At 28.1% G+C, this 12452-nt stretch carries 12 protein-coding genes; 11 read left to right on the top strand and 1 reads right to left on the bottom strand.

Annotated features, from left to right (window positions below):
* Positions 1-164 precede the first annotated feature (164 nt).
* The 7 genes from RDX53_RS12675 to argH all read left to right on the top strand — a co-directional run bounded on the left by RDX53_RS12675 (position 165) and on the right by argH (position 7134).
* Positions 165-1004 carry a DegV family protein gene (locus RDX53_RS12675; RefSeq protein WP_195931836.1) on the top strand — a complete coding sequence of 280 codons (840 nt, stop codon included), beginning with the start codon at positions 165-167 and terminating at the stop codon, positions 1002-1004.
* Between the two features lie 127 nt (positions 1005-1131).
* Complete coding sequence (locus RDX53_RS12670; protein WP_195931835.1) at positions 1132-1836, top strand: 5'-methylthioadenosine/adenosylhomocysteine nucleosidase; 705 nt, start codon at positions 1132-1134, stop codon at positions 1834-1836.
* A 458-nt stretch (positions 1837-2294) separates the two neighbouring features.
* The gene (locus tag RDX53_RS12665) at positions 2295-3152 is read left to right on the top strand and encodes an SH3 domain-containing protein (RefSeq protein WP_307994277.1); all 858 of its coding nucleotides are present in this window, start codon (positions 2295-2297) and stop codon (positions 3150-3152) included.
* Positions 3153-3350: 198 nt separating this feature from the next.
* Positions 3351-4055, top strand: coding sequence for a D-alanyl-D-alanine carboxypeptidase family protein (locus RDX53_RS12660; protein ID WP_195931665.1), 705 nt, complete (start codon positions 3351-3353; stop codon positions 4053-4055).
* Positions 4056-4236: 181 nt separating this feature from the next.
* Positions 4237-4617, top strand: a complete 381-nt coding sequence (locus RDX53_RS12655) for a RidA family protein (protein WP_195931664.1) — start codon at positions 4237-4239, stop codon at positions 4615-4617.
* Positions 4618-4887: 270 nt separating this feature from the next.
* On the top strand, positions 4888-5709 hold the full coding sequence (locus RDX53_RS12650) for a Cof-type HAD-IIB family hydrolase (RefSeq protein WP_195931663.1): 822 nt from the start codon (positions 4888-4890) through the stop codon (positions 5707-5709).
* A gap of 108 nt (positions 5710-5817) precedes the next feature.
* A complete protein-coding gene (gene argH / locus RDX53_RS12645) occupies positions 5818-7134 on the top strand; it encodes an argininosuccinate lyase (RefSeq protein WP_195931662.1) in 1317 nt (438 codons plus the stop codon).
* A gap of 52 nt (positions 7135-7186) precedes the next feature.
* On the opposite strand, the gene RDX53_RS12640 is transcribed toward argH, so the two are convergent.
* Positions 7187-8539, bottom strand: a complete 1353-nt coding sequence (locus RDX53_RS12640) for a D-alanyl-D-alanine carboxypeptidase family protein (protein WP_295571494.1) — start codon at positions 8537-8539, stop codon at positions 7187-7189.
* Between the two features lie 77 nt (positions 8540-8616).
* On the opposite strand from RDX53_RS12640, the gene RDX53_RS12635 reads away from it, so the two are divergent.
* The 4 genes from RDX53_RS12635 (at position 8617) to RDX53_RS12620 (ending at position 12337) form a co-directional block, all read left to right on the top strand.
* Positions 8617-9327, top strand: a complete 711-nt coding sequence (locus RDX53_RS12635; RefSeq protein WP_195931668.1) for a helix-hairpin-helix domain-containing protein — start codon at positions 8617-8619, stop codon at positions 9325-9327.
* Positions 9328-9481: 154 nt separating this feature from the next.
* A complete protein-coding gene (locus tag RDX53_RS12630) occupies positions 9482-10510 on the top strand; it encodes an ABC transporter substrate-binding protein (protein WP_195931669.1) in 1029 nt (342 codons plus the stop codon).
* Between the two features lies 1 nt (position 10511).
* On the top strand, positions 10512-11579 hold the full coding sequence (locus RDX53_RS12625; RefSeq protein ID WP_195931670.1) for an iron ABC transporter permease: 1068 nt from the start codon (positions 10512-10514) through the stop codon (positions 11577-11579).
* On the top strand, positions 11579-12337 hold the full coding sequence (locus RDX53_RS12620) for an ABC transporter ATP-binding protein (protein ID WP_295571498.1): 759 nt from the start codon (positions 11579-11581) through the stop codon (positions 12335-12337). Before RDX53_RS12625 ends, RDX53_RS12620 begins: the two co-directional genes overlap by 1 nt.
* Positions 12338-12452: the final 115 nt, after the last annotated feature.

The following is a 12452-nucleotide window of genomic DNA, read 5'->3' as shown; positions in this document are numbered from 1 at the left end:
AAATTTATTTAAATTATAATCTTATATGAAAATAAAGTCAAATTAAGGAGAATAACACTTTGTTAAATATGTTGACTTTTAATACATAAAAGAATAAAATATTATTATAAAAATCGGTCGTTCGACCGACTGAAAAAATAATTATATGTAAGTGAGGAAAAAATATGGATAAAATTAAACTTATAACTGATGGTTCTTGTGATCTTTCAGATGAAGTTTTAAATAAATTTAATATTAATGTAGTACCACTTGGTGTATCTTTTGGGGAAGAACATTATACTGCTGGAGTTGATATAGATAATAAAACGTTTTATGCTAAAATGAAAGAAAGCACAGAACTGCCAAAAACATTTTGTCCATCTCCAGAAAGTTTTTCTAAAGAATATCAAGGTGAAGAAAAGGTAATAGTAATAACTTTAGGAGCTAAATTATCAGGAACATACAATAGTGCTGTACTTGCAAGAGACTTATATTTAGCAGACAATGATGAAAAGGATATTAGAGTAATAGATTCTAATACTGGAAGTATAGGTGCAGGGCTTTTATTAATAAAAGCATCTAAAATGATTTCTGAAGGTAAAGATATAGATGAAATAGTTAATACTATAGAAAATATAAAAGATGAAGTTTCATTCTATGGAACATTAGAAACTTTAGAAAATGCTGTAAAAGGTGGAAGAATAAGTCCACTAGCAGGTAAAATAATAGGAGCATTAAACTTTAAAGCAATTGTACAAATAAAAGACGGAGCAGTTAAACCTGTAGATAAAGCTAGAGGAGAAAGTAATAGTATCAAAAAAGTTGCTAGTCATATTACAACAAGTATAGAAGACACTAAAGATAAAATATTATGTCTAATGCATGCTGATTGTAAAGAAAAAGCAGAAAAATTACTTTCAACAATAGAAAAAACTCATCAATTTGATGAAGTTTATATAAGTGAAGTTGGTCCTGTAATGGGAACATACACTTCTCAAGGTGCAGTTTTAGCAGCAGTATTATAATAGATATTTTAAAAAGAAAATTTAGAAAAGATATTGACAGTATAATATCTTTTTTATTAAATATATTATAAGGAATCGTTCTATATTAGAACGATTTTTTTTAGATAAATAATCTTAGGAGGATCATATGAAAAAAATAGGAATAATCGGAGCTATGGATAATGAGGTAAGAACTCTTATCCAAATGATGGACATAGAAAAAACAGTAGAAAAAGCAAGTTTAAAATTCTATATAGGTAAATTAGAAGGAAAAGACATTGTATTAGTTCAATGTGGAATAGGTAAAGTAAATGCAGCATTATGTGCACAAATACTAATAAGTGAATTTGGTGTTGATGCAGTTGTTAATACAGGTGTTGCAGGTGCAATACATTCATCATTAGATGTAAATGATATAGTAATATCTACAGAAGCTATACAATATGATGTAGATGCTACAGCATTTGGTTATAAAAAAGGTCAAATACCTCAAATGGAAAACTCAGTATTTAAAGCTGATGAAAAATTAATGGAAACAGCATATCAATCTAGTTTAGAACAAGCAAAAGGTGAAGACTTCAAAATAGTTAAAGGAAGAGTTGTAACAGGCGATATATTCATAAGTTCAAAAGAATTAAAAGATGAGCTTGATAATGACTTCAATGCTTACTGTGGTGAGATGGAAGGTGGAGCAATTGCTCATGCTTGTACAGTAAACAATGTACCATTTGTAATAATAAGAGCGATGTCTGACAAAGCTGATGGAAGCGCAGATGTAACATATGAAGAATTTGTTGATAAAGCAGCTGAAAACTCAAAAGATATAGTACTTAGAATGTTAAGAGCATTATAATTTTAATATATAATAAATAATTTATAATAAAAAACACATCTTAGATTTCAATATATTGAAAAGCCTAAGATGTGCTTTTTTATGCTATATAAGAAATTATATTCATTTATAAATTGTAAATAAGTATAATTTTTATAGATGTGTTTTAAAGAATCTATATTGGTAGAGGTAAAGGTATAATCTATAGGTTTTCTCCTAGAATTATGAAAATATTATAAAAAATTGAATTTTTGGAAGAAGAAAATAAGAAATCTTATGTATAAAAAATGAAAAGTGTGTACGCTTTGATAATACTGGCTTTCAGCATAAGATTACAAATTCAAATTACGTATTATTAGGGGTAGGGAACAAAGTTTTTGCCAAAAAGGTGTTTTAAAAGTAACAAAGTTGTAATATAATTAATATCAACAAAAGAAAAGTAACAAACTTGTAACTTTTAAAAACTAGGAGGAAATATTATGATTAAATATTTAAAAACAACAACAGTCGCCACAATGGCTATACTTACAATGTTAAACACGGGAGCAGTATTTGCGCAAAGCAATAAAGACGTAGCTACAAAAGAATCGGTAGCAGTAGTAAATACAGATAAATTAAATGTAAGAAGTGGACCATCAACTTCATATGATATAATCGGATCGTTTTCAAAAAACGATGGAGTAAATTTATTATCTATAAAAAATGGATGGTATAAAATCGAAATGGAAGATGGGAAAATAGCATGGACAAATGGACAATATATAACTTTAGCCGGAGAAGTAACAGCAGATAAATTAAATATAAGAAAAGGACCAGCTACATCATATGATATAGTTGGAAATAAAGTAAAAGAAGATAAAGTAAAAGTATTAAAAGCATTCGAAAATGGATGGTATGAAATAGAGTTAGAAGATGGTGAAACAGGATTTATATGTGGTAAATATGTAGACACTAAAGTTGAAAATGAACACGACTACAGTGAATTAAATAATAAAACTACAACAACTACTACATCAACATCAGCAAAACCAGTATCAACTTCAACTACTCAATCATCATCAAATGTAGTTAAGACTATGACAGTAAGTGCAACTGCATATGCAGGAGATTCAATGACATCTACAGGTGCAATACCTAAAGTAGGTAGAACAATAGCGGTAGACCCAAGTGTAATTCCTTATGGGACAAGAGTTTATATACCAGCACTTGGAGGAGTTTATGTAGCAGAAGACTGTGGTGGTGCTATAAAAGGTAATAAAATAGATATATTTATGGCTAGTGAATCAGCATGTAACTCATGGGGAGTTAGAAGTATAGAAATACAAATATTAAAATAATTTATAACTACTAAGATAAATTCATAATAAAAGAATATAGTTTATAAAATAACTGGAATACATAACGTAATCCAGTTATTTTTATATTTAAGCATTCTATATAAGGTTATAATATGTTATAAAAATTCATTTTATGGAAATACTCCTAATATGTTAAAAAATAGGAAAAGATACTGTTTTATATATAGGAGTGAAAATATGAATACAAAAAATAAAAATATAATAATGATATTACTATTATCTATTTTTGTAATTGCCATATTTACAGGCTTTGAAGCAAAACAATATATAACTATTAAATCAAAACAAAGTTCAATTTATGCAAAAACAAGCGAAATGGTAAATGCACAGACAACTACAATAATCAAAAATAAAAATGGTGCCTACAACGTATTAGGAACAATTATAGTAAATAAAAAATACGGCTTAGGTGAAAATTATACATATAAAAATAATCAAGAATTATTTGATAATGCTACAAATGCTTATAATAATATGAAAAACGCCGCACAAAAAGACGGCATATATTTAAATATAGTCAGTCGATATAGAAGCTATGATGTGCAAGAATATTTATATAAAAGCTATGAAGAAAAATACACTAATGTAGACAAATTTTCTGCAAAACCAGGATATAGTGAACATCAAACAGGTCTAGCATTTGATTTAAATGGAGAAGACCCGCGGACATCAGTAAAAGACAAGTTTGAATTTACAAAAGAATATGAATGGCTTAGAAATAATGCTTATAAATATGGATTTATATTGAGATATCCTAAGGGAAAATCAGATATAACAGGATATAAATTTGAGCCATGGCATTATAGATATGTCGGGGCGAATATAAGTTACAAATTAAGAGAAGGCAATGCCACACTAGAAGAATATTTAAATATCTATTAAATATATTTTAGAGATAGATTGGCGAAAGTGGCTAATTCTCAAGAAAGCGATTTTTTGAAGGGTTAATATACAAATAATACCAAGTATCCAAGTGGTTGACTAAAAAATAAATATAAGGTACTATTAAGTAGCAATAGAAAAAATTGTATAAATAATGAATAGATTATAGGAGGGTGTTGTAATGACTAACCAAGTAATACATACTGAAAATGCACCAGCAGCTATAGGACCATATTCTCAAGCTGTAAAAGCTGGTAACTTATTATTCGTATCAGGACAAGTTCCTTTTGTTCCTGAAACAATGGAAATAGTAGAAGGAGATGTAAAAGCTCAAACTGCTCAATCATTAAAAAACCTTCAAGCTATATTAAAAGAAGCTGGAGCTGATTTCTCAAACGTAGTTAAAACTACAGTATTTATAAAAGATATGAATGAATTCGCTCAAATAAATGAAGTATATGCTGAATATTTCGGTGAAAATAAACCTGCTAGAGCTTGTGTAGAAGTTGCTAGACTTCCAAAAGACGTAAAAGTTGAAATAGAATTAATAGCAGTATTATAATAAGAGATACTGCCTTGACTTTAAGTTAAGGCAGTATTTTTTTAATTATAAGGAAATTATATATTATTAGGTCTATTCATTATTATCTAAAATAATGGACAAAGCCATTGGCGACTGAATTATATAATATTAACGCCTAGATTAAAGTAGTATAGAATCTCCATACTACAATAGATATATTATTTAAAAATAAAAACTCTTATGATATAATCTATAATAGGGTAAATTAAAGAGGTTATAAATAATATAAAATGCAAATGAGGAATTCAAATGGAATATAAATTAATTGTTTCAGATATGGATGGAACACTACTTGGGGATAATCACAAAATAACAAAAGAAAACAAAATAGCTTTGAGTAAAGCGCTTAAGAAAGGTGTTAAAATAGTACCAGCTAGTGGTAGAATTTATAATTCAGCTAGAGAACATTTTGATTTTCTAGATATAAATACACCTTTAATTGCATGTAATGGAGCTATAATTAAAGAAACAAAAACCAACAAGCTTATCTATAAAAATAGCATTCCAAATGATATTTGTTTAAAAATAATAGATATATTTGAAAAAAATAAAATTTACTATCAACTTTATTCTGAAAATACTATGTTATGTAAAAATCTAAGCAGAGAAGATCAAAAGAAAACACAGGATAGACTAAAAAACTTTTTTAATGATGAAATAAATGTTCATTTTGGAGATGATTTAAAAGAGGAAGTATTAAATCATCAAATCTTAAAAATCATAGCTATAGATGATAATGATAGAGATAAATTAAATAATGTTAAAAATGAACTTAATAAAATAGAAGATATTGAAATAACTTCATCTTGGTTTAATAATATAGAAATTATGCACAAAGGTGTAAATAAAGGTGAAGCATTAAAAGAATTAGTAAAATACTTAGGTATAGATAGAAAAGAAGTTATTGCATTTGGCGATAACTACAATGATTTAGACATGCTAAAATTTGCAGGAGTGGGAGTAGTTATGGGAAATGCAGATGAGGCAGTCAAAGAGCAGGGAGATTATGTTACTTCTACAAATACAGAAGATGGAGTAGCAAAAGCAATTTATAAATTTTTAGGAATTTAATTTATAAATTTATTTAAGGGAGATTATACTACAAACTCATATCATTTAATACTTTAAAAGTAATATAAGTTTGGTATAGTTATATAAATATAGAGAGGATTGAAGTATATGAAATTATGGGGTGGACGATTTAGAAAAGGCGAGAATAAATTAATGGAGGAATTCAATAAATCTTTTGGATTTGACTATGTTTTATACAAAAAAGACATTGAAGGAAGTTTAGCTCATGTATATATGCAGGTACAGGTTGGGCTTTTAACTGAAGAAGAAGGAAGACAAATAACAGAAGGTTTAAATTCAATACTAGAAGATATTGAATCTGGCAAGTTACCTTTAAGCGGTGATTATGAGGATATACATAGTTTTGTTGAAATAAATCTAATTAAAAGAATCGGGGATGTAGGTAAAAAGTTACATACTGCTCGTAGCAGAAATGATCAAGTTGCTGTAGATATGAGACTTTACGCTAGAGAAAAGGCAAATGATATCGTAGGTCATATTGTAAACTTAAAAGAAACAATAAAAGAAGTAGCAGATAATAATTCTGTTATTATGCCGGGATATACTCATTTACAAAGAGCACAAGTTGTTACTTTTAAACACCATCTAATGGCATATTATAATATGTTTGATAGAGATGAAAAGAGAATAAAAAATGCTTTAGAAATACTAGATGAATCACCTCTAGGAAGTGGAGCATTAGCAGGAACTACTCATAATATAGATAGAAATATAACTGCACAAAAGTTAGGATTTAAAAAGCCAATGGATAACTTTATGGATGGTGTAAGTGATAGAGACTATCTTCTTGAGTTAATGAGCGATTTTTCAATAATAATGATGCACTTAAGTAGATTAAGTGAAGAATTAATACTGTGGAGTTCTCAAGAATTTAGATTTATAGAAATGGACGACTTATTTACTACAGGAAGTTCTATAATGCCACAAAAGAAAAATCCAGATGGTGCAGAACTTATAAGAGGTAAAGCTGGTAGAGTTTATGGAAACTTATTTGGATTATTTACAGTAATGAAAGGTCTACCACTTGCTTATAACAAAGATATGCAAGAAGACAAAGAAGGATTCTTTGATAGTGTAAAAACTCTTGAAATGTGCCTACAGACTATGGAGGGTATGATAGCGACTTTAAAAGTTAGAGAAGATAATATGAAGAAAGCTGTTAAAGGCGGATTTTTAAATGCTACAGAAGTTGCTGATTATCTAGTAAATAAAAACATACCTTTTAGAGATGCTCATAGTATAGTTGGACAAATAGTTATATATTGTGAAGACAATGATAAAGCTATTGAAGAATTAAAATTAGACGAATTATTAAAGTTTAGTCCAGTATTTGAAGAAGATATATATGACTTTATAGATTATAATAATATAATCGAAAAAGGTATAAAGAAAAACTTAAAATAATAAGAAGTTATAAAACAAAAAAAGCTATGTTTTTAAACATAGCTTTTTATTATTATCTTTTCTTTCTTTGAGTAGTTTTTTTGCGAGCTTGAGTATTTTTCTTTTTGTTCTTTTGAGAAATTTTTTTCATTTTTCTTTTATATTTTTTTCTTACTACAATATAAACTATAAATAATAAAAATGCTAATATTAAGAATAAAATTATCTTAAATAAAACGTTGAAGAAGTTACTCTCAGTGAAAAATGCAAAAGTACTATGCAATTCACTAGTAGATACTAAATCTATAGTTTTTTCTAGTTTTTTACCGTTATAGATTTCTAATGTACCTACTTTGTCGCCTTCATAAATTGGTAAATCATAATCTAATTTTTCTTTATAAGAGTAATCAGATTCAGTAGATTCCCCATTTTTCATAACTAATTTATAACTAGATTTTGGTTTATAAATAAATTCTTTCTCTTTAGTCAATAATACTCTTTTGGTTTTTGTATAATCTTCTTTATTGATAATTGTTTTAGATGTATAATTTTCAAATCCATAATCAAGTAAAGTTCTAGAATCTACATATACATTAGTTCCATTACTTTTGAAAACTGCTGCTATAACTCTCATATCATTTTTGACAGCACTACTTAATAAACATCTACCAGCATCATCTGTATATCCAGTTTTTATACCATCGACAATATCGTATTTTATAGGAACAGATTGACCCTTATAATTCATATTATCATTTGATGTTAAAAATAAATTGGTATTAGTAAAATAACGTGAAAAATGTACCTTGCTATTAGGTGTATTTTTTTCTTTAAATGAAATTGATTTTGTATTTACAATTTCACGTATAGTTTTTTCACTCATTGCTTTTCTAGCTAGCATTGCCATATCATATGGCGTTGTATAGTGATTTTCATCTGGAAGACCATGTGGATTGTTAAAATGAGTATTTAACGCACCAGCTTTTTTGGCTTCTTCATTCATTAAATTTGCGAATTCCTCAACCGAACCACTAACATATTTTGCTAATACAACAGCTGCATCATTAGAAGAATGGATTAACAAACCTTGTAATAATTCTCTAACTGTGAATATTTCTCCTACTTCCAGATACATACAAGAACCATCAACGCCAGGAGGTTCTGTAATTTCAATAGGTTCATCTAGATTTTTAGTATTCTTAACTGTTAAATAAGCCGTCCAAATTTTAGTTGTAGATGCCGGATAAACTTTTGAATCAATGTTTTTTCCCCCTAAAACTTGTCCAGTCTCATAATCAATAACAACCCCATAATTAGATATTAAATCCACATTATCATATGTTTCAGCAAAGGCTGTAATAGAAGAATTGATTACCATCATAGCAGTTATTAGACATACTAGTAAGAATGATAGCTTCTTTTTCATTTTATACCTCCAATTTATAAACTTACATTTTAGTATAACATATTTTTGGCAATAATCTATAATAAGGAGGAAGAAAAATGAAGAATAAAAGAAAAATAATAGTTTTTATAATAATTATATTAATTTCAATATCTAGTTTAGTATTTAAAGGATATTTCTCTGATGAAACTTATGTACTAAATGAAAGTGATAATTTATCTTCTAATGAAGAAAATATTAAAAAGGAATATTCAAATGAAAGCGAGTCAGAAAGTAAATCAATTAAGTCAAAAGAAGAATCTAATAATAAAAATATAGGTTCTAAGAAAATCACAATATATGTAAGTGGGGAGGTTAAAAATCCAGGAATAGTAACCTTAAATAGTGATCAAAGACTTGCAAGTGCTGTAGAAAAATTAGGCGGTGTTACTGAAAATGCAGATATGAATAATATAAATCTAGCTATGAAGTTAGAAGATGAAATGCATTATATAATACCTAAAAAAGGTGAAAAAATAGAAACAAGTACAAATAATGATAAAATGAACTCATCTAATAATACAATATCTCAAAATACTTATACCTCTAAAGAAAATCAAGAAAGTAAAGATAGTGACAAAATAGATATTAATACAGCTGATATTGAAGAATTAGACAAAATTCCAGGGGTAGGGGAAGCTACAGCAAATAAAATTTTGAATTATAGAGAAGAAAATGGTCAGTTCAAAAGCATAGAAGAAATTAAAAATGTAAACGGAATTGGAGAGAAGAAATTTGAGAATATGAAAGAATTAATTTGTGTAAAATAATAACTAGTAATAACGAAATGGAATATAAAAATAATAAAAAACTGTATGGAAAATAGGTTTATCATGATAAAATAGAAAAAGTAAATCATAAGTAAAATCACATTATACAGTGTGATAAAGCTAAAATCTATAAAATAAAATTGAGAGGGAAGTTATGAACAAAAGGTTAAAGAAATTAACTACAGCAACATTAGTAACAGCAATGTGTATAACATCAGTTGGTTGTAGCTCTAAAAGCAATACAGCTAGTAACTCTGCTTCTTCAAATTCAGAAGCGGTAGCAGGTTACCCAGTCGAAGTAACAACTTATAATTATGCAGGAGATGAAGTTAAGACAACTTATGACAAAGCTCCAGAAAAAGTACTTGCAGTATATCAAGGATCTATAGAAACAATGTTAGAATTAGGTCTAGAAGATAGATTAGTTGCTGCAGCTGGTCTAGATAATGAATTAGATGAAAAATATAAAAAAGCATTTGAAAAGGTTGAATATTTAACAGAATTTACACCATCAAAAGAAACTGTAACAGCATTAAATCCAGATATGATACTTAGCTGGGGTTCAATATTTGCAGAAGACAAATTAGGTGATGTAAATACATGGATAGATAAAGGATGTAATACATACATAAACACTAATACAAGAAGAAAAGAAGGCGAAAAGAGAACTATACAAAATGAGATGACTGATATATTAAATTTAGGAAAAATATTTAATGTAGAAGATAAAGCTCAAGAAATAGTAAATAATATGCAATCTAAAATAGACGAAGCTTTAAAAGCTGCAAAAGGTCAAGATAAACAAAATGTATTAATGTTAGAATTCTTAGGTGACGAAATAACAAACTATGGAGAAAATAGTTTAGGTGGAGATATGATAACATCTCTAGGAGCAAACTTAGTAGCAAAAGACCAAAGTAAATTAGGAAAAGAAGATATAGTATCTTTAAATCCAGATGTAATATATGTAGTATATATGCCTTATTCAGGTGATGATCCAGAACAAGTTAAACAAGATGCATTAAATAAATTATTAGAAGACAAAGCATTCAGCAGTTTAGATGCAGTTAAAAATAAAAGGATAGTTCCAATAATGCTTGGAGATATGTATGCTTCAGGTGTTCGTACAATAAACGGTATAGAAACTATATCACAAGGTTTATATCCTGATTTAAACAAATAATATGAATAAGAAATCAATCAAAGAGTCTACACCTATGTATATAGGTGTAGCTTTAATATTATTAATAATACTTGTCGGATCAGTTATGATATCGGTTACCCTAGGGAGTGCCAAAATTTCGGTATCAGAAGTTTACAAAGTTTTAGGATATAAAATTTTAGGAATTAAGTCGTTTAGTGAGTATGCAACTGGACCTATACATGATGTCGTATGGATAATAAGATTTCCACGTGTAGTATTGGCAATAGCTATAGGTATGGCATTAAGTATTAGTGGAGTTGTTATGCAGGCTATAGTAAAAAATCCTCTAGCAGACCCATATATCTTAGGAATATCATCAGGTGCATCACTTGGAGCAACATTTGCAATAATGCTTGGATTTGGGGCTGTATTAGGAGGAAATTTTGTTGGAGTAATGGCATTTATAGGAGCTTTATTAGTTTCATTTGGAGTATTACTATTAGCCAATATAAAAGGTAGTGCGACTTCTTCAAAATTAATTTTAGCAGGTATGGCGCTAAGTGCAGTATGTTCTTCATTTTCAAATTTTATAATTTATATAGCAAATGATAAAACAGGAATGCAAAGTGTGACTTATTGGCTTCTTGGTAGTTTAGCAGGAGCCAAATGGGAAACTAATATAGTTATACTTCCTGTTGTTATTATAGCGTGTATATTCTTCTGGAGCAGATACAGAGTATTAAATTTAATGCTTTTAGGTGACGATGTGTCTATAACTTTAGGTACAGACTTACACAAGCCAAGACATATATACTTAATAATAACTTCAATAATGATAGGACTTTCTGTTTATTGTGCGGGAGTAATAGGATTTGTAGGACTTATAATTCCTCATGCAGTCAGAATGTTATTTGGTACAGACCATAAAAAATTAATACCTATATCTGCATTAGTCGGTGCTATATTTATGATTTGTGCTGATGCTTTATCTAGAATAGTTATACCAAATTCAGAAATGCCAATAGGAATCTTAATATCAATGATAGGTGCACCTGTATTTATCTATCTAATGGTAAAAAGATCTTATGGATTTGGAGGTGCTGAGTAGTGAATATATGTGCGACAGATATAAAAATGGAAATAGGAAATAATGAAATATTAAAAGGCGTATCTATAGACTCTAAAAATAAAGAGTTTGTAGGAATAATAGGCCCAAATGGAAGCGGTAAATCTACTTTATTAAAATGTATATATAGGACATTAAAACCGAATGGAGGATGTATAATGTTAGGAAATACACCTATATCTACAATGAGTGTAAAAGAGTCTGCTAAAAAACTGGCTGTAGTAGCACAACACAACTACTATAATTTTGATTTTTCGGTTGAAGAAGTAGTACTTATGGGGCGTTCTCCACATAAAAAAAGATTAGAACCAGATAACAGTAAAGACTACCAAATTGTCAATGAATCATTAGATAAAGTTGGAATGTTAGAATTTAAAAACAGAAGTTTTTCTACTTTATCAGGTGGTGAACAACAAAGGGTAATTTTAGCTAGAGCTTTGGCTCAACAAACACCTTGTTTAATATTAGATGAACCGACAAATCATCTAGATATTAAATATCAATTATCACTTTTAAATATAGTAAAAGACTTAGACTTAACTATAGTAGCTGCTATACACGACTTAAATATTGCCGCAATGTATTGTGATAGACTATTTGTAATGAAAAATGGCAAAATCGTGGGAAGTGGAACGCCACAAGAGGTTTTAACTAAAGAATTTATTAAAGAAATTTACGATATAGATGTTGAAATTGTAAATGACTCAAAAGGTGATATGCATATTTTATATAGTAGATAATTATATATTTTCTAATAAAATATAATTATTAAAAAATATTTTTAAATTTATTGTCAATAACTCGTTAATTAACAAACCATTTGATTACTTTTATTTTTTTATATGCTTTATCTTA

Origin of the sequence: uncultured Intestinibacter sp. (assembly GCF_902468165.1) — a bacterium.
GTDB lineage: Bacteria > Bacillota > Clostridia > Peptostreptococcales > Peptostreptococcaceae > Intestinibacter.
The sequence above is the reverse complement of the archived record's forward strand: the minus strand, read 5'-3'. Positions and strand labels throughout refer to the sequence as shown.